Source organism: Pseudomonas sp. F007 (genome assembly GCF_057814275.1).
Genome location: NZ_JBVATA010000002.1, coordinates 36,884 through 58,675, shown reverse-complemented (window position 1 = coordinate 58,675; position 21,792 = coordinate 36,884). Strand labels below are relative to the sequence as shown.

Here is a 21,792-nt window from a genome sequence, read left to right as displayed (position 1 = left end):
GGATCGACACCATGGCTGACTCGATCTCGATGAAAAAACTGGTCACCCGGCTGTTGCTGGTGGTGGTGGCGATGTTTGTCTTCGGCTTTGCCCTGGTCCCGATTTACGACGTGATGTGCAAGGCGCTGGGCATCAATGGCAAGACCGGTGGCCAGTACACGGGTGAGCAGCAGGTGGATGCATCGCGCCAGGTGCGGGTGCAGTTCCTGTCGACCAATGCCATCGACATGGTCTGGGATTTCTATCCCAAGTCCGATGACATCGTGGTCCACCCGGGGGCGGTGAACGAGATGATCTTCATCGCCCGCAACCCCAGTGACCACCCCATGAGCGCCCAGGCGGTGCCGAGCATTTCGCCCAGCGCTGCGGCGATGTACTTCCACAAGACCGAATGCTTCTGCTTTACCCAGCAAGTGCTGCAGCCCGGTCAGCAGATCGAGATGCCGGTACGTTTCATCGTTGACCGCGATATGCCCAAGGATGTGAAGCACCTGACGCTGGCTTACACGCTGTTCGATATCACCGCACGTCATCCGCCCGTGGCCGTCGCCGAGAAGACCGGTGGCTAGACGTTCAAGCGTGCCCGATAAGGAGAACAATAAATGGCAACTCATGAGCACTATTACGTACCCGCCCAGAGCAAATGGCCGATCATCGCCACCATCGGCATGTTCGTCACGGTGTTTGGCCTGGGCACCTGGTTCAACGACCTCAAGGCGGCGCGCCCGGAGTCCCACGGGCCGCTGATCTTTTTCGTCGGCGGTCTGCTGCTGGCCTACATGCTGTTTGGCTGGTTCGGCGCGGTGATCAAGGAAAGTCGCGCGGGGTTGTACAGTGCGCAACTCGATCGCTCATTCCGTTGGGGCATGAGCTGGTTCATCTTCTCCGAAGTGATGTTCTTCATCGCCTTCTTCGGCGCGCTGTTCTACGTGCGCCATGTCTCGGGGCCGGCGCTGGGCGGCGAAGGCACCAAAGGCATCGCCCACATGCTCTGGCCGAACTTCCAGTTCGTCTGGCCGCTGCTGGAAAACCCGGACTCCAAGCTGTTCCCGCCACCCAAGGAAGTCATCAGCCCCTGGGGCTTGCCGCTGCTCAACACCGTCATTCTGGTGACATCCAGTATCACCGTGACCATCGCCCACCATGCCTTGAAAAAGGGCCATCGCGGCGCGCTGAAAATCTGGTTGGCGTTGACCGTATTGCTGGGCTGCGCGTTCCTGGGCTTCCAGGCCGAGGAATACATCCACGCCTATAAAGAGCTGGGGCTGACCCTCGGTTCGGGCATCTATGGCGCGACGTTCTTCATGCTCACCGGGTTTCACGGTGCCCACGTGACCATCGGCACCCTGATTCTGTTCGTGATGCTGATGCGGGTCCTGCGCGGGCACTTCGATGCCGAGCACCAGTTCGGCTTCGAGGCCGCGAGCTGGTACTGGCACTTTGTGGATGTGGTGTGGATCGGTTTGTTTGTCTTCGTCTACGTGCTTTGAGACCGCTTACCAGGGGGCATGAGAGACCAATTGGCCGCTGAAGAAGCCCCAGGCGATCAGGCCGACGGTGACGGCGGCCAGGCCAACGCGAACGCTCAGGGCGATCACCAGGCGATGTGAGCTGCTGTCGTCCTTGACCAGAAAAAACAGGCCGCTGAACAGGCTGACAACCGTGGCAATCAGCATCAGGACGATGGCTGCTTTGAGCATGGGGACACTCCGGGGGGAAACGCGTATGCAGTTGAGTATAGCCAGCTCACCCGCTGACTTTCTGGCACGGCCATGAAGCATTTCCGCCCGGGACTGGTGCCGAGCCTGGTGGTGGCGCTGTTGCTGCCGCTGCTGGTCGCGCTTGGCTTCTGGCAACTGGCCCGTGGCGAGCAAAAAAAGCTGCTCATGGACAGTTACGCCGAACGCCGGGCGGGCGAGCCAGTGGCCGTCGCCGAGTTGCTGCACAGCGCCGATCCGGCTTTCAGGCGAGTCAGCCTGCACGGCCATTTCGACGCCGAGCACAGCGTGTTCTTGGACAACCGGCAGCGCGACGGCAAGGTTGGCGTCGAGTTGCTGCAGCCGTTTCTCGACCAGGCCAGTGGCCAATGGCTTTTGGTCAATCGTGGCTGGTTGCCGTGGCCGGACCGGCGTACGCCACCGGCATTCAGCACCCCCGAGCAAGCCTTGAGCCTGACCGCGTGGGTGTATGTCGCTCCCGGTGCCACCTTTCAACTGCATGCCGATCCGCTTCAGGCCAATTGGCCGCGGCTGGTGACGGCCGTGGCCCCAGAAAAGCTGTGGGGCGAATTGGGTCGTAGCGGTTTTGCCTACGAAATTCGCTCAGAAGCCGGGCCTGCGGCCTACCAGGCCGACTGGCCGGTGGTGTCCATGGGCCCGGAAAAACACCTCGGTTATGCCGTGCAGTGGTTCGCCATGGCGCTCGCACTGCTTGGCCTCTATCTCTACCTCGGATGGCACAACGCAAGGGAGAAAAACCATGGGAGCGGCCATGAATCCACCCAACATGTCTGATGCACGGACGCCACAACGGCGGCGCGGTCGCTGGCAGCTGATCCTGATTGTGCTGATGGTGATCGGCCCGATGATCCTCGCTACCGGCATGTACAAACTGCAGTTCTGGGTGCCGGACGGGCGTAGTTATCACGGCGAACTGATCGGCAATGGCCAGGGGCGCGCCGACCTGGGGGTGCAGGCGGACGAGCAACGCTGGCAGATGCTGGTGACCGCGCCGCAGGAATGCTCGGTCGATTGCCAGCAACTGGTGTACCTCGCTAGGCAGATTCAGGTCGGCCTGAACCGTGATGCCGCCCGCGCCAGTCACGCTCTGGCGGTCGCCCAGCCGTTGAGCGCCGACTACGACGCCAAGCTCAAGCGCGAATACCCACAGCTGCAGCGTTATCCGCTGGATCTTGGAACCTACAACAAAACCGTGGAAGGCAAAGGCGCGGCGCAACTGTGGATCATCGATCCCCACGGCAACCTGGTCCTGCGTTACGGCCCCACCGTCAAAGGCAAGGACCTGCTCAACGACCTGCGCCACCTGCTGAAACTGTCGAATATCGGATAAGGGCATCGTCATGGCCAAACCTGGATTTCGCCTCGCGCTGTTTGCCACCTTGCTGGCACTGATTGTCGTATTGCTGGGGGCCTACACCCGGTTGACCCATGCCGGCCTTGGCTGTCCAGATTGGCCGGGGTGCTACGGGTTCATCAGCGTGCCGAAAAGCGAAGCCCAACTGGCCCATGCCGAATTGCACTTTCCCGATACCCCGGTCGAAGCCCACAAGGGATGGAACGAGATGATCCACCGCTACTTCGCCGGGACGCTGGGCTTGCTGATCGTGCTGCTGGCGGCGCGCGCCTGGACCCATCGCAAGCACCCCGACCAACCGCTGAAACTGCCGTTGTTCCTGATGGCGGTGGTGTTCGCCCAGGCGGCGTTTGGCATGTGGACCGTGACCCTCAAGCTGTGGCCGCAGGTGGTGACCGGACACCTGCTTGGTGGATTTGCCACCCTGAGCCTGTTGTTCCTGCTGACCCTGAGGCTGTCCGGCGTGTTGCCGGCGCTGATCGTGCCGCGGCGTTTGCAGTACTGGGCAACCGCCGGCCTGTTGCTGGTGATCGGTCAGATCGCCCTCGGTGGCTGGGTCAGTTCCAATTATGCGGCGGTGGCCTGCATCGATTTCCCGACCTGCCACGGTCAGTGGCTGCCACCGGCGGACTTCGCCAACGGCTTTCACCTGACCCAGCACATCGGCCCCAATTACCTCGGCGGACAGCTCGACAGTGACGCGCGCACGGCCATCCACCTGACCCATCGCATCGGCGCCTTGCTGGTGACCCTGGTATTGCTGGGCCTGGCCTGGCAGCTGAAAGTGGTCGGCATGACCCGCCTGGCCGGCCTGGTGCTGCTGGCGCTGGCGGCGCAGATCACTCTCGGCATCAGCAACGTGCTGTTCCACCTGCCGCTGCCGGTGGCCGTGGCGCACAACGCCGGAGGCGCGGCGCTGTTGCTGACCCTGGTGCTGGTCAATTACCACGCCCGCACCAGCCTGGTCCGGGTCAAGCAGCATGCACCCGGACGCTGGCGCTTCAGCCCGCGTAAACACGCGGCTGGGCCGATAACCATTAAAGGAGAAATGCCATGGCGACTCTGATCGGCGAACGGCCCCGGCAGGCGATCTGGCGTGACTACCTGGAGCTGACCAAGCCCCGGGTGGTGGTGCTGATGCTGATCACCTCGCTGGTCGGCATGTTCCTCGCGACCCGGGCCGGCGTGCCGTGGACGGTGTTGATATTCGGCAACCTGGGCATCGCCTTGTGTGCCGGTGGTGCGGCGGCGGTCAACCATGTGGTGGACCGGCGGATCGACGCGGTCATGGCGCGCACCCACAAGCGACCATTGGCTGAAGGCCGGGTGTCACCGCTCGCGGCCTTGACCTTTGCCCTGGTGCTGGCGCTGAGCGGGCAGGCCCTGCTGCTGGCCTTCACCAATCCGCTGACGGCCTGGCTGACCCTGGCCTCGCTGCTGGGCTACGCGGTGATCTACACCGGCTTCCTCAAGCGCGCGACGCCGCAGAACATCGTGATCGGCGGGCTCGCCGGTGCTGCCCCGCCCTTGCTGGGCTGGGTCGCCGTCACTGGGCACCTCAGCGCCGAACCGCTGTTGCTGGTGCTGATCATTTTCGCCTGGACGCCGCCGCATTTCTGGGCGCTGGCGATCCATCGCAAGGAGGAATACGCCAAGGCCGATATCCCCATGCTGCCGGTGACCCACGGCGAGCACTACACCAAGGTGCACATCCTGCTCTATACCTGCGCCTTGCTGGCGGTGAGCCTAATGCCCTATGTGATCCACATGAGCGGCCTGCTGTACCTGGCGTGTGCGCTGGGTCTGGGTGCGAGGTTTCTGCAATGGGCCGTGGTGCTGTACCGTGGCACTCGGCCGCACGCGGCGATCAACACCTTCAAGTACTCTATCTACTACTTGTTCCTGCTGTTTATCGCCCTGCTCGTAGACCACTACCTGATGTTGAACCTATGACCCGAACCCAGAAAACTGTCTTCATCCTGGTTGCCCTGATTGCCCTCGTCCTCGGGCTGACCATCAACAAGGTCCTGTCTGGCAAGGGCCAGGGGGATCCGACCGCACTGATCGACGCCGGGATCATCCTGCTGCCGCAAAGCCGCAACCTGCCGGATGTGCAGATGACCAACCAGGACGGCCAGCCGGTCACCATCAACGAGCTGAAAGGCAAGTGGAGCCTGCTGTTCTTCGGCTACACCTTCTGTCCGGACATCTGCCCGACCACCCTGGCACAACTGCGCCAGATCAAGAGCGAGCTGCCGGCGGATGCGAGCGACAAGCTGCAGATCATCCTGGTCAGCGTCGACCCTCATCGCGACACGCCACAGCAGCTCAAGCAATACCTGGGCTACTTCGATCCACAGTTCATCGGGCTCGCACCCAAGTCGGTCGAAGAACTGCAGACCGTGGCCAACGCGCTGAGCATCCCGTTCATTCCGGCGGACACCAGCAAGCCGAACTACACCGTCGACCACAGCGGTAATCTGGCCGTGATCGGCCCGGACGGCACTCAGCGCGGGTTCATCCGTGCTCCCTTGAACAACGTGAAGTTGGTGGCGCAGTTGCCAGTGATGGTCAAGCGTCAGTAAGCGAGACGTTTTCCCGGCACAAAAAAAGGGGCGCATTCAATGCGCCCCTTTTTCGTTGCGTCGCTCAGATCAGAACGCCGGCACCACTGCGCCTTTGTACTTCTCCAGGATGAAAGCTTTGACTTCCGGGCTGTGCAGGGCCGCCACCAGTTTTTTCATGGCGTCGCTGTCCTTGTCGTCCGGACGGGCAACCAGGATATTCACGTAAGGCGAGTCCTTGCCTTCGATGACCAGTGCGTCCTTGGATGGATCCAGCTTGGCTTCCAGCGCGTAGTTGGTGTTGATCAGCGCCAGGTCGACCTGGGTCAGGACGCGCGGGATGGTCGCAGCTTCCAACTCGCGGAATTTCAGGCCCTTGGAGTTCTCGGCGATGTCCTTGACGGTCGCCAGGATGTTCTTCGAGTCCTTCAACTTGATCACGCCGGCGTGGTCCAGCAACAGCAGGGCACGGCCGCCGTTGGTGGCGTCGTTCGGAATGACCACGGTGGCGCCGCCTGGCAGCTCGGCCAGCGACTTGTACTTGCTGGAGTAGGCACCCAGGGGCTCGATGTGCACGCCGGCCACGCTCACCAGATTGGTGTTCTTGGCCTTGTTGAATTCATCGAGGTACGGCTGGTGCTGGAAGAAGTTGGCATCCAGGCGCTTTTCCGCGACCTGTACGTTTGGCTGCACGTAGTCGGTGAAGACCTTGACCTTGAGGTCCACGCCCTCTTTGGCCAGGGCCGGTTTCACGAACTCGAGGATTTCTGCGTGCGGCACCGGGGTGGCGGCAACGGTCAGGGTTTCTGCAGCCTGGGCGGAGAACGCAGCAACGGCTGCGAACGCGACGAGTAGTTTTTTCATCCAGCAAACTCCTTGTGAAGCGCCCTTGCGGGCGCCTGCCGGCGTAATGCCGACGATTGCATTTATTTTCGGGAAAAGTGCACCACCAGCTTATCGCCGACGGTTTGCAGTACCTGGACCAACACCAGCAACAACACCACGGTCACCACCATGACGTCGGTCTGGAAGCGCTGATAGCCGAAACGGATGGCCAGGTCGCCCAGGCCTCCGGCACCGACCACACCGGCCATGGCCGTGTAGGACACCAACGTGATGGCCGTCACCGTAATTGCCGCGAAGATGCCCGGACGGGCTTCCGGCAACAGGGCATTGGTAATGATCTGGCGGGTCGTGGCGCCCATTGCCTGGGTCGCCTCGATGATGCCACGATCGACTTCGCGCAGCGCGGTTTCCACCAGGCGTGCGAAGAACGGCGTAGCACCGACCACCAGTGGCGGAATCGCCCCGCCGACGCCCAGCGAAGTGCCGGTGATCAGGACGGTGAACGGAATCATCACGATCAGCAAAATGATGAACGGCAGCGAGCGCAGGATGTTCACGATCAGCGACAGCAGCGCGTAGACGCCCTTGGCTTCGAGCAGTTGGCGTGGGCTGCAGAGGAACAGCAGCACGCCCAACGGCAGTCCGAGCAATACGGTGAACAACAGCGAGCCGCCGAGCATCAGCAAGGTGTCGCCGGTGGCGAGCCAGATTTCGTACCAGTCGATATTGGCGAAGAAACTTGTCAGCAGTTCCATTAGCGCAGCACCTCCATATGGACTTCGGCCGCAGTGAAGAGGTCGAACGCCGCTTGCATGTCACCGCCGGTGATGGCCAGGGTCAGTTGCCCGTAAGGGACGTCTTTGATGCGGTCGATGCGACCGGCGAGGATGCTGTAATCAACACCGGTTTCGCGAGCGACGGTGCCCAGCAGCGGCGCATAGGTGGCATCGCCCTGGAAGGTCAGGCGCACGATACGCCCCGGCACGTGCGCGAAATCGTCGCGCTGCTCGCCTTCGTCGACCTGCTCGTCTTCCTGGACGAAGCGCTTGGTCGTCGCATGCTTGGGGTGCAGGAACACTTCGGCCACCGGGCCCTGTTCGACGATCCGGCCGGCGTCCATCACCGCAACCTGGTCGCAGACCCGGCGAATCACGTCCATTTCATGGGTGATCAGCACGATGGTCAGTTTCAACTCGCGATTGATCTCGGCCAGCAGTTGCAGGACCGATGCAGTGGTTTGCGGGTCGAGGGCGCTGGTGGCTTCGTCGCACAGCAGGATTTTCGGTTTGGTCGCCAGGGCGCGGGCGATGCCAACGCGCTGCTTTTGCCCGCCGGACAGTTGCGCCGGGTATTTTTTGGCGTGGTCGGACAGGCCCACCCGCGCCAGCAACTCGGCCACGCGGCGGTCGATATCGCTGCGCGACAGTTCGCCGGCCAGGGTCAGCGGCAATGCAACGTTGTCGGCCACGGTCTTGGAGGCCAGCAGGTTGAAGTGCTGGAAAATCATCCCGACCTGCTGGCGGAAGCGGCGCAGGGCCGTGGCGTCGAGCGCGGTGATTTCCTCGCCGTCGACGGTGATCTTGCCGCCGCTGGAGTCTTCCAGGCGGTTGATCAGGCGCAGCAGGGTGCTTTTCCCGGCTCCGGAGTGGCCGATCAGGCCAAACACCTGACCGTTCTCAATCGTCAGACTGGTCGGATGCAGGGCGGGGATATCCTTACCGGCGACGCGGTAGGTTTTATGGACGTTTTGAAACTCGATCACGTAGCGAACCTTGTGGGGCGCGTTGGAAAAGGATCAGCGGTTAGCCGGGGGCGCATTTTAGCCTGTCCGTATAGAGGTTCTTAGCATTTATTTCGTAAACAACCTTTCATTTGGCGATAACGCGATCAAAGGTCATAAAAAAGGAACGGTGCCGAAGCCCGTCAGTCACTACTTCAGCAACTGAAAAACGCCCGCTCTCGACGGGCATCCCACTTGAGGAGTTCAGGACTGATGAGTCACAAAAAAACGGGTGCCGACCAAAGCCAGCTGGCGGGCACCGATACCCCAGACCGCGCCAACAGCAATGCCAAGCTGCAAAGCCTGGAAATCTTTCGCTCCGATGCCACCGAGCAGGCCCTGCGCACCAATCAGGGGGTCAAGGTCGCCGATAACCAGAATAGCCTGAAGGCCGGTGCACGCGGGCCGTCGTTGCTCGAAGACTTCATCATGCGTGAGAAAATCACCCATTTTGACCATGAGCGAATCCCCGAACGCATCGTGCATGCCCGTGGCACAGGCGCCCACGGCGTCTTTCAGTGCTACGAAAACCACGCCGAGCTGACCAAGGCCGGCTTCCTGCAGGACCCAGGGCAAAAGACCCCGGTGTTCGTGCGTTTTTCCACGGTGCAGGGGCCGCGCGGGTCCGGTGATACGGTGCGCGATGTGCGGGGTTTTGCGGTGAAGTTCTTCACCGAGCAGGGTAACTTCGACCTGGTCGGCAACAACATGCCGGTATTTTTCATCCAGGACGCGATCAAGTTTCCTGACTTCGTCCATGCGGTAAAACCCGAGCCGCACAACGAAATTCCTACGGGGGGCTCGGCTCACGATACCTTTTGGGATTTCGTGTCGTTGCAGCCGGAGTCGGCGCACATGGTGATCTGGGCCATGTCCGATCGGGCCATTCCGAAAAGCCTGCGCAGCATGCAGGGCTTTGGCGTGCACACCTTTCGCCTGATCAATGCCGAGGGCAAGGCGCGTTTCGTCAAGTTCCACTGGCGGCCCACGGCGGGCACCTGCTCGCTGGTCTGGGACGAAGCACAGAAGCTCGCCGGCAAGGACACGGACTACCACCGCCGCGATCTCTGGGAAGCCATCGAAATGGGCGATTATCCCGAGTGGGAGCTGGGGGTGCAGGTCATTGAAGAAGAAAACGAGCACGCCTTCGATTTCGATATTCTCGACCCGACCAAGCTGATTCCCGAAGAGCTGGTGCCGATCACGCCGCTGGGCAAAATGGTGCTCAACCGCAACCCGGACAATTTTTTTGCCGAAGTCGAGCAGGTCGCGTTCTGCCCGGGCCACATCGTGCCCGGCATCGATTTCTCCAATGACCCATTGCTGCAAGGTCGGCTGTTTTCCTACACCGATACGCAAATCAGCCGACTTGGTGGGCCGAATTTTCATGAAATCCCGATCAATCGGCCAATCACGCCTGTGCATAACGGACAGCGTGATGCCATGCATCGCACCACCATCGACAAGGGCCGTGCCTCCTACGAGCCGAATTCGATTGATGGCGGCTGGCCGAAAGAAACCCCGGCGGCTGCGGTCGACGGCGGTTTCGAGAGCTATGCCGAACGGATCGATGCGAACAAGATCCGTCAGCGCAGCGAATCATTCGGCGACCATTTTTCTCAGGCCCGGCTGTTTTTCAACAGCATGAGCGAGCCTGAAAAAGAGCACATCATTGCCGCCTACAGCTTTGAGCTGGGCAAGGTCGAACGCGAATTCATTCGGGCACGGCAAGTCAATGAGATCCTGGCCAATATCGATCTGGAACTGGCCGCGCGCGTGGCGCAGAACCTCGGGTTACCGGCGCCGAAAACCGGGACTGTCGAGGTGCCTGTCACCTCATTGGACCGCTCGCCTGCACTGAGTCAGGCCAACCTGTTGCCGGAAACCATCAAGACGCGAAAAGTCGCGATTTTAGCGGCGAATGGCGTCGATGCGGCAGCAATTAGCGCCATGAAGAAGGCGCTGGAGGCTGAAGGGGCGCACGCCAAGCTGTTGGGGCCGACCTCGGCGCCGGTGACGTCGGCCGATGGCAAGTCGCTGGCGGTGGATGCGTCGATGGAAGGCATGCCGTCGGTGGCGTTCGATGCGGTGTTCGTGCCGGGTGGTGCGGCGTCGATCAAGGCGCTGAGCACCAACGGCGTAGCGCTGCACTACGTATTGGAGGCGTACAAGCACCTGAAGGCCATCGCCTTGCATGGGGAGGCCAAGCAGCTATTGGATGTATTGAAGCTGGAGGTCGATGCCGGGCTCATCGTGGGCGCGGATGCCAAGCTGACCAAGGCGTTTTTTGCCGCCATTGGCCAGCATCGGGTCTGGGACCGCGAGGAGAAGGCCAAGGCGGTGCCGGCTTGAGTCAACGGGAGCGCTGACCCTCAGAGATCAATCCTTGCGCGGTGTCAGCACCATCTGCGCAGGGATGTGGCGCAGGATCTGCCGCTGGATCTTCAGGTCGAAGTCGGGGTCGAGTTTTTTCACCCGCTTGGTCAGCAGGGTCGCGAGCCAGGGGTAATCTTCGGTACGCGGTGCCTGGATGCTGACGGCGCACTGATAATTCACCACATCGGCGGCGATCGCATCCAGTTGTCGCCGAAGTTTTGGGCTATCGGTGATGTTCAGCGCAACGGTGGTGCTTTCGGCCGTCGGGTCGATCACCTTGGCTTTCGGCTTGGCAGCTGCCGCTTCAAGGGCAGCTTCGGCCTTCTCCAGCTCGGCCTTGCGCGCCTCGGTGATGGCGCCATTGACGCCGCCGGTCAGCGCGGGCGCCTTGGGCATCAGGGCGCGGGCGCGACTCAGGGCCGTGGCAGCAGCATTCACATCGCCTTTTTGCAGGACGATCTGGCTGCGCTGCAGATAGGCTTCGGCCAGTTGCCGTTGGTATTGCTCCAGCGCTGGATCATCCGGCGTCTGGGCTTGCAGGGTCGCCAGTTGATCCTCGGCCGTTGCCAATTCGCTGCTGGCCAGGCTCTGTTGCAACTGGGCAATCGCCGTCGCCCGAGCGTCCGGGACCTCGGGGGCGGGAGGAGTGCTCTGGCAGGCGCCCAGCAGCACGAAGGCAACAAGGAGCAGATAACGGGAGGCGAACGGCTTCATTCCTGCGACTCTCTGATTGCGCAAAAAACGAGCAAGTCTACACCCCTCGACGGGGCAGGACAAAACTCAGCAGAAACAGCGCGGCGGCAGCGACCACAATCGACGGGCCGGCCGGCGTGTCCTTGAACCACGATAACGCCAGGCCACCGCAGACCGCGAGTATACCCAGCACGCTGGCGCCGAGGGCCATTTGCTCCGGCGAGCGAGCGTGGCGTTGTGCCGCAGCGGCCGGAATGATCAACAAGGAGGTGATCAGCAGTACCCCGACGATTTTCATTGCCACCGCGATCACCACGGCGATCAGCAGCATCAAGGTCAGGCGCAAGGCCGGTACGGGCAGGCCTTCGACCGTTGCCAGCTCTTCGTGCACGGTGATCGCCAGCAGCGGTCGCCACAGCGCCGCCAGCAATATCAGCACCGCTGCGCTGCCGCCGAGGATCCACGCCAGGTCGCTCGGGCTGATCGCCAGCAGGTCGCCGAACAGATAGGCCATCAGGTCGATCCGCACTTCATGCATGAAGCTTAGTACCACCAGGCCGAGGGAGAGCGTGCTCGGCGCAAGAATCCCCAGCAAAGTGTCGGAGGCCAGCGGTTGGCGCTGCTGCAGGGTCACCAGCAGCACCGCCAGCAGCAGGCAGCCGACGGTCACCGCGATGGTCGGGCTGACATCCAGCAGGAAGCCCAGCGCTACGCCCAGCAAGGCGGCGTGGGACAGGGTGTCGCCGAAATAGGCCATGCGTCGCCAGACCACGAACGATCCCAGCGGGCCAGCGACCACAGCGAGGGCCAGGCCTGCGAGCAGGGCATACAACAGAAAATCAGCCATGCTTGCAGCCATCTCCATGAACGTGGGTATGAGCGGCGGACGCCGCGCTGACGACCGAACCGTGCAGGTCATGGGCGTGGTCGTGATGGTGGTGGTAGATCGCCAGGCTTGGCGCATTCTTGCCGAACAGCTCGACGAATGCCGGGTCGCCGCTGACCTGTTCCGGATGCCCGGAGCAGCACACGTGACGGTTGAGGCAGACCACCTGGTCGGTGGTGCTCATCACCAGGTGCAGGTCGTGGGACACCATCAACACGCCGCAACCATGGCGGTCGCGCAGGCGGGTGATCAGGCTGTACAGCTCGGCCTGGCCGGCGACATCGACCCCTTGCACCGGCTCATCCAGTACCAGCAACTCCGGTTCGCGCAACAGCGCACGGGCCAGCAGTACGCGCTGCATTTCGCCGCCGGAAATGCTCTGCACCGGGCTGTCGATCACCTGTTCGGCACCGACTTCGCCGAGTGCCGCCAGGGCGCGCGCGCGGTCGACACCGGGGACCAGGCGCAGAAAACGCAGGACCGACAACGGCAGGGTCGGATCGACATGGAGCTTTTGTGGCATATAGCCCACCCGCAGCTTCGGCTTGCGCCATACGCTGCCGCTGTCGGGCTTGAGCAGGCCAAGTACGGCGCGCACCAGGGTGGTCTTGCCGGCGCCATTGGGGCCGATCAGGGTGACGATCTGCCGCGGCTCGACACTCAGCTCGATATTGTCCAGTACGTTTTGCCCGGCGAAGGTCACTGCAACCTGGTTCAGGCGAATCAATGCAGTGCTCATCAGGCCCCCTGGCAACCCGCGCAGAGACCGACGACTTCGACGGTCTGGCCTTCGACGACGAAACCGACATCGCTGGCGCTGTGGATGATCGCGTCGCTGATGGATTTCTGCTCCAGCTCGATGGCCGCGTGGCACTCGCGGCAAATCAGGAACTGGCCCTGATGGGCGTGGCCCGGATGGTTGCAGCCGACAAAGGCGTTGAGCGACGCGATGCGATGCACCAGGCCGTTGTCCAGCAGGAAATCCAGGGCGCGGTACACGGTGGGCGGCGCGGCGCGGCGGCCGTCCTGCTCGCTCAATACGGCGAGGATGTCGTAGGCGCCCAGCGGTTTGTGGCTCTGCCAGACCAGTTCCAGCACGCGCCGGCGCAAGGCGGTCAGGCGCAGTCCCTGGCGTGCACAAATGGCATCGGCCTCGGACAGCGCGGTGTGCACGCAGTGCGAATGGTCATGGGGGCGGCTGGCGAGCGGTGTTTTAGGCATGAGCGGCGACGAGTTTTGTGAGAGACGTTATTATGTTACCCGTTCTCGCCTCTTTGAGTGGTCATCGTGTCCAGACTTTTTGCCATCCTTGTCACATTTACTGCCAGTTTCCTCGCGATCGGTGCCGCACAGGCCGAGGTCAAGGTGCTGACCAGTATCAAGCCGGTACAGCTGATTGCCGCAGCGATGCAGGATGGCGTCGCGGTGCCGGAAGTCCTGCTGCCACCCGGTGCATCGCCGCATAACTATGCCCTGCGACCTTCCGACGTACGGCGCGTGCAGTCGGCTGACCTGCTGTACTGGATCGGCCCGGACATGGAAGGTTTCCTGCCCCGCGTGCTCAAGGGCCGCAATCTGCCATCGGTTGCGCTGCAGGACCTGCCGGGTCTGAAATTGCGCCGGTTTGCCGAAGACAGTCATTCCCATGCCGAAGAAGCCGATGACCACGATCATGACCATCGTCCGGGCAGTCTCGATGCCCACCTGTGGTTATCGCCGGTCAATGCGCGGGTAATTGCCGGGAAAATCGCCAGTGACCTGAGTGCTGTAGATCCGGCCAATGCCGCGCGCTATCAGAGCAACCTCAAGGCCTTCGACGAGCGCCTCGATGCGCTGGACCTGCGGTTGAAGGCGCGTCTGGCTGCCGTTGAAGGCAAACCGTACTTCGTCTTCCATGAAGCCTTCGATTATTTCGAAGAGGCCTACGGACTCAAGCATGCCGGTGTGTTCAGCGTGGCCGCCGAGGTGCAACCGGGCGCCCAACATGTGGCGGCGATGCGTGCGCGCCTGCAGGAAGTCGGCAAGACCTGCGTGTTCAGCGAACCGCCATTGCGCCCACGCCTGGCCGAAACCCTGGTGGCGGGCTTGCCGGTGAAATTGGCTGAGCTGGATGCGCTGGGTGGCTATACGCCGGCGACTGCCCAAGGGTATGAGCAGGTGCTGGAGAAGTTGGGGAATGATCTGGCGGGGTGTCTGGAGTCGCTTTGACGCTGGATTCGGCGTCGCTGCAATCGCCAGCAGGCTGGCTCCCACAGGATCGGGTAGGCTCATAACATCCAGAGATACCCGGAAACTGTGGGAGCTAGCCTGCTAGCGATGAAGTTAATGCGGTGTGGCTGATGGCTCCATCGCCAGCAGCGGAACGCCGCCCGGGCTGCTCCCACAGAGGCGGAGCAATGCTTTTAGAGGGCAAGCGGCAACGGCGTACTGACCTGCTGACGCTGAACCAAACGCTGTTCAAATTCCATCGGATCATGGATCAGCACATCCTGACCGGCAAAAGATTCGGCGGCGATCAGGCGCGACAGCCAGAAGCGCACGCAGGCGACGCGCAGCATGGTCGGCCATAGCTCGGCTTCGCTTGCAGTGAATGGCCGCAACGCCGCATAAGCCCCCAACAAGGCCCGCGCCCGTGGGCCATCAATCTGACCGTCTTCGTCGGAACACCAGTCATTCAGGGCGATGGCCACGTCATACAGCATCGGCCCGGAGCAGGCGTTGTAGAAGTCGATCAGCCCGGTCAGGTGCGTGCCTTCGAACATCGCATTGTCGCGGAACAGGTCGGCATGGATGTTGGCGCGAGGCAGTGCGAGGATTTTGCTCTTCTGCTCGCTGATTTCGTCCAGCGCCCGTTGCAGCAATTGCCGCGACTCATCACTCAGGTGCGAGAGCAACTGCGTGCCTTCTTGCTGCATCCAGTCCAGGCCGCGGTCGGTCTTGCGCTTGATCATCTTGTCCTGGGTGGCCAGGTGCAGGTGCGCGAGCAACTCGCCGACCTGGGCGCAATGCTGGGCATTGGCAACCTTGATGTGTTTACCCGCCAGGCGCGGCTGCAACAGCGCAGGTTTGCCTGCCAGTGTGCGCAAGGCAACGCCGTCAGTGGTGCGCAGGGCATAGGGAACGGGCAGGTTGGCGTCGTGCAGGACATCCAGCAGTTCGATGAAAAACGGCATCTCCTGCACCGGTCCGCGCTCGACCAGGGTCAGGACGAACTCGCCCTGCTCCAGGCTGATGAAGAAATTGGTGTTTTCACTACCAGCGGCAATCCCCTGGAAATCGAGCAAGCGGCCGAGGCCGTACGGGGCAAGAAAGGTTTCCAGCTCGGGCCGAGCCAGGGGGGTGAACACAGACATGGTTAAAAACTGCTCAGTTCGGGCGCGGCGATCAAGCCAGCGCCGATTAAAATTAAGAAACTACTTCCACTCAAAGATCTTCCACGCCGGAATCAGCATATCTGGCTGATCCGAGCGAATGAAGTTCGCATCCGTCCCGTCCGAGCGCACCAGGAAGTACGGCTTGCCGCCCTTCGGAGTGACCTTGATCGCGTACAGGAAGCCGTTCTGGCGGTACTCCTGGATGGTCTTGTCGCCTTCGGTACGAATGGTCACTTCCGGATCCGGCGTCGGTGCATCGTCCGCCGCCAGGGCGGCCAATGGAATACAACCAAACAAACCAGCCAGCAACAGGCGATTGAGTGTGCGCATGATAACCTTGTCCCTTTGTCGTCAACGGTCCCGCTATTCTAGCGCCGGACCCGCCGAAAAGGTTGATCCTGCTCATGAGCCAAGCGCCCCTCGTCCTGGTGGACGGTTCTTCTTACCTGTACCGCGCCTTTCACGCGCTACCACCGCTGACCACGTCCAAAGGCCTGCCGACCGGCGCGGTCAAGGGCGTGCTGAATATGCTCAAGAGTCTGCGCAAGCAGTACCCGGACAGTCCGTTCGCCGTCGTGTTCGACGCCAAGGGTGGGACCTTTCGCGATGACATGTACGCCGAATACAAGGCCAACCGCCCCAGCATGCCAGACGATATGCGCGTGCAGATCGAACCCCTGCACGCCAGCGTCATCGCCATGGGCTTCCCGCTGCTGTGCGTCGAAGGCGTTGAAGCCGATGACGTGATCGGCACGCTGGCCCGCAGCAGCGCAGCCGCTCAGCGTCCGGTGGTGATCTCCACCGGCGACAAGGATATGGCGCAGTTGGTCGACGGCCACATTACCTTGGTCAATACCATGACCGGTAGCGCCATGGACGTGGCTGGCGTGAAGGAGAAATTCGGCGTCGCTCCCGAGCAGATCATCGACTATCTGGCCTTGATGGGCGATTCCTCCGACAACATCCCCGGCGTTCCTGGCATCGGCCCGAAGACTGCGTCGGGCCTGCTGGTGGGGGTCAATGGTGGCCTGGTCGAGCTGTACGAACAGCTCGATATCGTCCCGACCCTGCCGATCCGCGGTGCGAAAACCCTGCCGGCCAAGCTCCTGGAGCATCGGGAAATGGCGTTTCTCTCTTACCAATTGGCGACGATCAAGGTCGATGTGCCGCTTGAGGTTGGCCTGGATGACCTGCACCTGCGCGAGCCGGATCGGGAAAAGCTCGCCGAACTCTACGCCCTGCTCGAGTTCAAGAGCTGGCTCGACGAGTTGCAGCGCGATGCCAAGCGGGTCGAGCTCAAGGCTGCCGCCGAGCCGGCGCCAGTGGCAGACCTGTTGAGCGCGGTCGAGCCTGAAGCGGCGGTCCCTGCCCAGGCGCAGTACGAGACGATCCTCGATCAGGCGCGTTTCGACGTCTGGCTGGAGAAGTTGCGTAACGCCCCGCTGTTTGCCTTCGACACCGAAACCACCGGGATCGATGCCCAGCAGGCGCAATTGGTCGGTCTGTCGTTTGCGGTGCGGGCCAATGAAGCGGCCTACATCCCGTTGACCCATTCCTACATCGGTGTGCCTGAACAACTGGACCGCGACACCGTCCTGCGCGCGCTCAAGCCGCTGCTGGAGGATCCGCAAAAGCTCAAGGTCGGCCAGCACGCCAAGTTCGACATGAACATCCTGGCCAACTGCGCCATCGGTGGCGATCAGACTTGTGGCATCACGGTGCGCGGCGTGGCGTTCGACACCATGCTCGAATCCTACGTGCTCAATTCCACCGCGACCCGGCACGACATGGACAGCCTGGCGCAGAAGTACCTGGACCACACCACGGTGAGTTTCCAGGACATCGCCGGCAAGGGCGCCAAACAGCTGACCTTCGACCAGATCGCCCTGGAACAGGCCGGCCCGTACGCCGCTGAAGACGCTGACGTGACCCTGCGCCTGCATCAGGCGTTGCACGAAAAACTGACGGCGATCCCGAGCCTGGCCAGCGTGCTCAGCGACATCGAAATGCCTCTGGTGCCGGTACTGGCGCGGATCGAGCGTCAAGGCGCTCTGGTGGACGACAAATTGCTGGGCGAGCAAAGTGTCGAGCTGGGCGACAAGATGGTCGCCCTGGAGCGTGAAGCCTTTGAAATCGCCGGTGAACCCTTCAACCTCGGTTCGCCCAAGCAACTGGGGGTGATTCTCTACGAGAAACTCGGCTACCCAGTGCTGAAGAAAACCGCCAAGGGCCAGCCGTCCACGGCGGAAGAGGTGTTGGCCAAGCTGGCGGAAGAAGACTACCAGCTGCCGAAAGTGCTGATGCAGTACCGCTCCATGAGCAAACTCAAAAGTACTTACACCGACCGTCTGCCGGAGCAGATCAACCCGCGTACCGGGCGGATCCACACCTCTTACCACCAGGCGGTAGCTTCCACCGGGCGCCTGTCCTCCAGCGATCCGAACCTGCAGAACATCCCGGTACGCACTGCCGAGGGCCGGCGCATTCGCCAGGCCTTCGTCGCGCCAGCGGGCTACAAACTGCTGGCCGCGGACTATTCGCAGATCGAGCTGCGGATCATGGCGCACCTGTCCCGTGACGAAGGGCTGCTCAATGCCTTCCGCAATAATCTCGACGTGCACACCGCCACTGCCGCCGAAGTCTTTCGGGTCGAGCTCGATCAGGTCAGTACCGAGCAGCGGCGCAGCGCCAAGGCCATCAACTTCGGCTTGATCTACGGCATGGGCGCGCAAAAGTTGGGCAAGGACATCGGCGTCGACACCAAGCAGGCCAAGGCCTACATCGATACCTACTTCGCCCGCTATCCGGGTGTGCGTGAATACATGGATCGCACCCGTGCCCAGGCGGCGGACCAGGGCTATGTAGAAACGATTTTCGGACGTCGCCTCTATCTGCCGGAAATCAACTCGAACAAGCCGCAGGAACGTGCGGCGGCTGAGCGCACCGCGATCAACGCGCCGATGCAGGGCACGGCAGCCGATATCATCAAAAAGGCCATGGTGGCTGTGGATAACTGGCTGACCAGTTCCGGCCTGGATGCCAAAGTCATTTTGCAGGTACACGATGAATTGGTGCTGGAAGTGCGCGAGGACTTGGTCGATCAGGTTCGCGCGGAAATTCGCGGGCACATGGGCGGCGCGGCGACCCTGGATGTGCCACTTCTGGTGGAAGTGGGTGTCGGAAATAACTGGGATGAGGCCCATTAAGGGCGTTTTTCTGCGATTTTTTGCCCTGATTGCCGCGGCATAGTGTCGCGGTATTCCGGGGTGAAGGGGCTTAGTCCGAAAAATTATCGGGTCTATTCCCAATCGATTTTGCAAATAGTTTGAACTAAACCTGTGAATCACCACTCAGAGTTACTGAATGGGTGGTGAAGCCCTTCGATGCTCCTATGTTGTGTTAAGTGTTGGCAGATATCTGGACCCCGCCCTAGCGGTCCGGAGTACTTAAACCCCGAACTCTCCCTCCCCATATGAGTTTCGGGGTTTTTTTTGCCTGGAATTCGACCCGCTCTCTGTGGGAGCGAGCCTGCTCGCTCCCACAGTTGTAGGTGTTATTCCGCGTCCTTGTCAGCCAATTCCATCCAGTCCGCCAATACAGTGTAGGCCTCTTCCAGGCCCAGGCGTTTCGGCGCGGAAAACAACTGGATGGTCACGGTTTCGCCCCAGCCTTTGCGGATCTCGGCCTGGACCTTGAGCAGGGTGTTCTTGGCTGCGCCGTAGGTCAGCTTGTCGGCCTTGGTCAACAGGATGTGCATCGGCATGCCGCTGGCCACGGCCCAGTCGAGCATCAGCAGGTCGAAGTCGGTCATTGGATGACGGATGTCCATCATCAGAATCAACCCCTTCAAACTCTCGCGGCTGCCCAGATAGGCTTCCAGGTGACGCTGCCAGTGCTGTTTCAGCGGGATAGGGACTTTTGCGTAGCCATAGCCCGGAAGGTCGACCAGACGCCGTTCTTCGTCTAGCTTGAAGAAATTCAACAGCTGCGTGCGCCCAGGGGTTTTCGAGGTGCGTGCCAGGCTGGCGTGGGTGAGGGTGTTCAGCGCGCTGGATTTGCCAGCGTTGGAGCGTCCGGCGAAGGCGACTTCGAAGCCGTCGTCGTCAGGGCATTGATCGACTTTGGCGGCGCTGAGCATGAAAGTGGACTGTTGGCACAGGCCGAGGATGGGATTCTTGAGTTGCATGGGATTTCCGATGTGGGCGGTGCCGAGAATGGTCGCAAAGAGCAGCGTCGTTTCCGTTTCAGTAACGCCAGTATATAATGCCGCAGATTTTGTGTGCGCTTTGTCCCAGCGTAGGATGAAGTTCACGAGAGCGACAGACCTTGATTGCGCATTAGAACGCAGCACGCTCTCAACCCTGAAAAGGTCGTTTTATGACGAAATGGCTGCTGGCTATCGGTGTCTTGATGCCGCTTTGTAGCGCGCAGGCTACACAGGATCCGGAAGCCGTGTACAACCGTGTTTGTGGGGCCTGTCATTCCGGCCAACTCCCAACGGCGCCTCGCAAGGGCGATCAGGAAGCTTGGGCGCCGAGACTGGCGCAAGGTATGGAGACGCTGGTGCAACACGTGACCCAGGGTTTCAAGGCGATGCCGCCGCGTGGTTTGTGCATGGACTGCAGTGCCGAGGATTACCGAGCCATCATCCACTGGATGAGCGAGTGATCCCGGTCCATAACTCTTTAACCCTTAGCCGTAGTTGGATTAGCTGATGAACAAATTGATCGTGAGTCTGCTGTTGACCGTGGGGATCTCCGGCATTGCCCATGCTGCAGGTGATGCGAAAGCTGGTCAGGCGAAGGCCGCAGTGTGCGGCGCCTGCCATGGCCCGGATGGCAACAGCATGGCGCCTAACTTTCCAAAACTGGCGGGTCAGGGTGAGCGTTACCTCGACAAGCAACTGCACGACATCAAGTCGGGCAAGCGCACTGTTCTGGAAATGACCGGCCTGCTGACCAACCTGAGTGATCAGGACCTGGCGGATATTGCGGCGTACTTCGCCAGCCAGAAAGGCAGCGTGGGCGCGGCGGATCCGAAAGTCGTGGCTCGCGGTGAAGAATTGTTCCGCGGCGGTAATCTGGAAAAAGGCATGCCATCGTGCACCGGTTGCCACTCGCCGAATGGCGCAGGTAACGCTGCAGCGGGCTTCCCACACCTGGGCGGTCAGCATGCTCAATACGTAGCCAAGCAATTGACCGATTTCCGTGAAGGCAACCGTACCAACGACGGTGATGCGAAAATCATGCAAAGTATTTCGGCCAAGCTGAGCAACAAGGACATCGAAGCAGTGTCCAGCTACATCCAGGGCCTGCACTGAGGCTACTTGAGCGAGCGCGGTGCGTGAGGTTCTACCCGCACCACGTTAACGCTCGATTAATCCTGCGATGCAAGCATAAAAAGGGTGGCCTTGGCCGCCCTTTTTTGTGGCCGCTGCCGTTACACTAGAGAACTCAAACCCGCCATGACCTGCCCTGCTGCAGGCCGCGCGAGGTACTCAAATTGTCCAGGAGTAAAGCATGCGTAAACTGATTCTCAGCGCCGCACTGGTTGCTGCCAGCTTGTTCGGCGTGACCGCCCAGGCGGCTGAAGCGCTTGAAGCCGGTAAGCAATACGTCGAACTGAGCAGTGCTGTTCCGGTGGCTGTGCCGGGCAAGATCGAAGTCGTCGAGCTGTTCTGGTACGGCTGCCCGCATTGCTATGCGTTTGAGCCGACCATCAACCCATGGGCGGAAAAACTGCCAGCCGATGTGAACTTCGTGCGTATTCCGGCCATGTTCGGTGGTATCTGGAACGTCCACGGCCAGCTGTTCATCACCTTGGAGGTCATGGGCGTCGAGCAGGATGTCCACAAGGCAGTGTTCGAAGCCATCCACGGTGGCAAGAAACTCGCTGACAAGGAAGAAATGGCTGATTTCCTCGCCGGTCTTGACATCCTCAAGGACAAATTCGAGGGCAAGTTCAAGGAAAAATTCCTGAGCACCTACGATTCGTTCGCCGTCAAAGGCAAGGTCGAGGACGCCAAGAAGAAGGCCCAGGCTTATCAGATCTCCGGCGTACCGACCATGGTCGTCAACGGCAAGTACCGCTTTGACCTGGGCACTGCCGGTGGTCCGGAAGGCGCGTTGAACGTCGCCGATCAACTGATTGCCAAGGAGCGCGCCGCTCAGTAAGCGGCGC

Annotated in this window: 23 protein-coding genes and 1 pseudogene; 13 read left to right on the top strand and 11 right to left on the bottom strand. The window is 61.3% G+C overall.

Features of this window, described 5'->3' with window-relative positions; translation table 11 throughout:
• Positions 1-11 precede the first annotated feature (11 nt).
• Together ACZYR5_RS04430 and ACZYR5_RS04425 are read left to right on the top strand one after the other, a co-directional pair.
• Positions 12-569 (top strand): cytochrome c oxidase assembly protein, encoded by a 558-nt coding sequence (locus ACZYR5_RS04430; protein ID WP_027616621.1) that lies wholly within the window; start codon positions 12-14, stop codon positions 567-569.
• A 33-nt stretch (positions 570-602) separates the two neighbouring features.
• Positions 603-1,490, top strand: coding sequence for a cytochrome c oxidase subunit 3 (locus tag ACZYR5_RS04425; RefSeq protein WP_489089001.1), 888 nt, complete (start codon positions 603-605; stop codon positions 1,488-1,490).
• 6 nt (positions 1,491-1,496) lie between these two features.
• Here the strand turns inward: ACZYR5_RS04425 and ACZYR5_RS04420 are convergent, their stop codons facing one another.
• Positions 1,497-1,700, bottom strand: a complete 204-nt coding sequence (locus tag ACZYR5_RS04420; RefSeq protein WP_027616619.1) for a twin transmembrane helix small protein — start codon at positions 1,698-1,700, stop codon at positions 1,497-1,499.
• A gap of 72 nt (positions 1,701-1,772) precedes the next feature.
• On the opposite strand from ACZYR5_RS04420, the gene ACZYR5_RS04415 reads away from it, so the two are divergent.
• Genes ACZYR5_RS04415 through ACZYR5_RS04395 form a run of 5 tightly spaced genes read left to right on the top strand, consistent with a single transcriptional unit; the run spans position 1,773 to position 5,678 of the window.
• Positions 1,773-2,513 carry an SURF1 family protein gene (locus tag ACZYR5_RS04415; RefSeq protein ID WP_489089002.1) on the top strand — a complete coding sequence of 247 codons (741 nt, stop codon included), beginning with the start codon at positions 1,773-1,775 and terminating at the stop codon, positions 2,511-2,513.
• Positions 2,479-3,069 carry a hypothetical protein gene (locus ACZYR5_RS04410; protein ID WP_489089003.1) on the top strand — a complete coding sequence of 197 codons (591 nt, stop codon included), beginning with the start codon at positions 2,479-2,481 and terminating at the stop codon, positions 3,067-3,069. The genes ACZYR5_RS04415 and ACZYR5_RS04410 overlap by 35 nt, the downstream gene beginning before the upstream one ends.
• 10 nt (positions 3,070-3,079) lie before the next feature.
• Entirely contained in the window at positions 3,080-4,159 is a 1,080-nt protein-coding gene (locus tag ACZYR5_RS04405; RefSeq protein WP_489089004.1) for a COX15/CtaA family protein, read from the top strand.
• Positions 4,147-5,046, top strand: a complete 900-nt coding sequence (gene cyoE, locus ACZYR5_RS04400; RefSeq protein WP_489089005.1) for a heme o synthase — start codon at positions 4,147-4,149, stop codon at positions 5,044-5,046. Before ACZYR5_RS04405 ends, cyoE begins: the two co-directional genes overlap by 13 nt.
• Complete coding sequence (locus tag ACZYR5_RS04395) at positions 5,043-5,678, top strand: SCO family protein (protein ID WP_489089006.1); 636 nt, start codon at positions 5,043-5,045, stop codon at positions 5,676-5,678. Before cyoE ends, ACZYR5_RS04395 begins: the two co-directional genes overlap by 4 nt.
• Positions 5,679-5,747: 69 nt before the next feature.
• On the opposite strand, the gene ACZYR5_RS04390 is transcribed toward ACZYR5_RS04395, so the two are convergent.
• The 3 genes from ACZYR5_RS04390 to ACZYR5_RS04380 all read right to left on the bottom strand — a co-directional run bounded on the left by ACZYR5_RS04390 (position 5,748) and on the right by ACZYR5_RS04380 (position 8,265).
• Positions 5,748-6,521, bottom strand: coding sequence for a MetQ/NlpA family ABC transporter substrate-binding protein (locus ACZYR5_RS04390; protein ID WP_489089007.1), 774 nt, complete (start codon positions 6,519-6,521; stop codon positions 5,748-5,750).
• A 62-nt stretch (positions 6,522-6,583) separates the two neighbouring features.
• Positions 6,584-7,258, bottom strand: a complete 675-nt coding sequence (locus ACZYR5_RS04385; RefSeq protein WP_027616612.1) for a methionine ABC transporter permease — start codon at positions 7,256-7,258, stop codon at positions 6,584-6,586.
• The gene (locus ACZYR5_RS04380; RefSeq protein WP_489089008.1) at positions 7,258-8,265 is read right to left on the bottom strand and encodes a methionine ABC transporter ATP-binding protein; all 1,008 of its coding nucleotides are present in this window, start codon (positions 8,263-8,265) and stop codon (positions 7,258-7,260) included. The genes ACZYR5_RS04385 and ACZYR5_RS04380 overlap by 1 nt, the downstream gene beginning before the upstream one ends.
• A 171-nt stretch (positions 8,266-8,436) precedes the next feature.
• Here ACZYR5_RS04380 and katE point away from each other — a divergent pair.
• A pseudogene (katE, locus tag ACZYR5_RS04375) lies at positions 8,437-10,635 on the top strand (catalase HPII); the annotation flags it as partial.
• A 27-nt stretch (positions 10,636-10,662) separates the two neighbouring features.
• On the opposite strand, the gene ACZYR5_RS04370 reads toward katE, so the two are convergent.
• The 4 genes from ACZYR5_RS04370 to zur are packed head-to-tail and all read right to left on the bottom strand — an operon-like array spanning position 10,663 to position 13,459.
• Positions 10,663-11,373 (bottom strand): PA5502 family lipoprotein, encoded by a 711-nt coding sequence (locus ACZYR5_RS04370; protein WP_489089009.1) that lies wholly within the window; start codon positions 11,371-11,373, stop codon positions 10,663-10,665.
• Between the two features lie 37 nt (positions 11,374-11,410).
• Positions 11,411-12,199: a zinc ABC transporter permease subunit ZnuB gene (gene znuB, locus ACZYR5_RS04365; RefSeq protein ID WP_489089010.1), complete on the bottom strand. Its 789-nt coding sequence runs from the start codon at positions 12,197-12,199 to the stop codon at positions 11,411-11,413.
• The gene (gene znuC, locus ACZYR5_RS04360; RefSeq protein ID WP_489089011.1) at positions 12,192-12,977 is read right to left on the bottom strand and encodes a zinc ABC transporter ATP-binding protein ZnuC; all 786 of its coding nucleotides are present in this window, start codon (positions 12,975-12,977) and stop codon (positions 12,192-12,194) included. Before znuC ends, znuB begins: the two co-directional genes overlap by 8 nt.
• The gene (gene zur / locus ACZYR5_RS04355) at positions 12,977-13,459 is read right to left on the bottom strand and encodes a zinc uptake transcriptional repressor Zur (RefSeq protein ID WP_489089012.1); all 483 of its coding nucleotides are present in this window, start codon (positions 13,457-13,459) and stop codon (positions 12,977-12,979) included. The genes znuC and zur overlap by 1 nt, the downstream gene beginning before the upstream one ends.
• A gap of 57 nt (positions 13,460-13,516) precedes the next feature.
• Here zur and znuA point away from each other — a divergent pair, with 57 nt between their 5' ends.
• Positions 13,517-14,446 carry a zinc ABC transporter substrate-binding protein ZnuA gene (gene znuA, locus ACZYR5_RS04350; protein ID WP_489089013.1) on the top strand — a complete coding sequence of 310 codons (930 nt, stop codon included), beginning with the start codon at positions 13,517-13,519 and terminating at the stop codon, positions 14,444-14,446.
• A 194-nt stretch (positions 14,447-14,640) separates the two neighbouring features.
• On the opposite strand, the gene ACZYR5_RS04345 is transcribed toward znuA, so the two are convergent.
• Both ACZYR5_RS04345 and ACZYR5_RS04340 read right to left on the bottom strand, forming a co-directional pair.
• Positions 14,641-15,591 carry a homoserine kinase gene (locus ACZYR5_RS04345; RefSeq protein WP_489089014.1) on the bottom strand — a complete coding sequence of 317 codons (951 nt, stop codon included), beginning with the start codon at positions 15,589-15,591 and terminating at the stop codon, positions 14,641-14,643.
• Between the two features lie 60 nt (positions 15,592-15,651).
• Positions 15,652-15,942 carry a DUF2782 domain-containing protein gene (locus ACZYR5_RS04340; protein WP_489089015.1) on the bottom strand — a complete coding sequence of 97 codons (291 nt, stop codon included), beginning with the start codon at positions 15,940-15,942 and terminating at the stop codon, positions 15,652-15,654.
• Between the two features lie 74 nt (positions 15,943-16,016).
• Between ACZYR5_RS04340 and polA the strand changes: the two genes are divergently transcribed.
• On the top strand, positions 16,017-18,818 hold the full coding sequence (gene polA, locus ACZYR5_RS04335; RefSeq protein WP_489089016.1) for a DNA polymerase I: 2,802 nt from the start codon (positions 16,017-16,019) through the stop codon (positions 18,816-18,818).
• Between the two features lie 347 nt (positions 18,819-19,165).
• Here polA and yihA read toward each other — a convergent pair whose 3' ends face one another.
• On the bottom strand, positions 19,166-19,798 hold the full coding sequence (gene yihA / locus ACZYR5_RS04330; RefSeq protein WP_489089017.1) for a ribosome biogenesis GTP-binding protein YihA/YsxC: 633 nt from the start codon (positions 19,796-19,798) through the stop codon (positions 19,166-19,168).
• 191 nt (positions 19,799-19,989) lie between these two features.
• Here yihA and ACZYR5_RS04325 point away from each other — a divergent pair, with 191 nt between their 5' ends.
• The 3 genes from ACZYR5_RS04325 to ACZYR5_RS04315 all read left to right on the top strand — a co-directional run bounded on the left by ACZYR5_RS04325 (position 19,990) and on the right by ACZYR5_RS04315 (position 21,785).
• Positions 19,990-20,280 carry a c-type cytochrome gene (locus tag ACZYR5_RS04325; RefSeq protein WP_027616600.1) on the top strand — a complete coding sequence of 97 codons (291 nt, stop codon included), beginning with the start codon at positions 19,990-19,992 and terminating at the stop codon, positions 20,278-20,280.
• A 46-nt stretch (positions 20,281-20,326) separates the two neighbouring features.
• On the top strand, positions 20,327-20,932 hold the full coding sequence (locus ACZYR5_RS04320) for a c-type cytochrome (protein ID WP_489089018.1): 606 nt from the start codon (positions 20,327-20,329) through the stop codon (positions 20,930-20,932).
• 199 nt (positions 20,933-21,131) lie between these two features.
• On the top strand, positions 21,132-21,785 hold the full coding sequence (locus ACZYR5_RS04315) for a thiol:disulfide interchange protein DsbA/DsbL (RefSeq protein WP_489089019.1): 654 nt from the start codon (positions 21,132-21,134) through the stop codon (positions 21,783-21,785).
• Positions 21,786-21,792 lie beyond the last annotated feature (7 nt).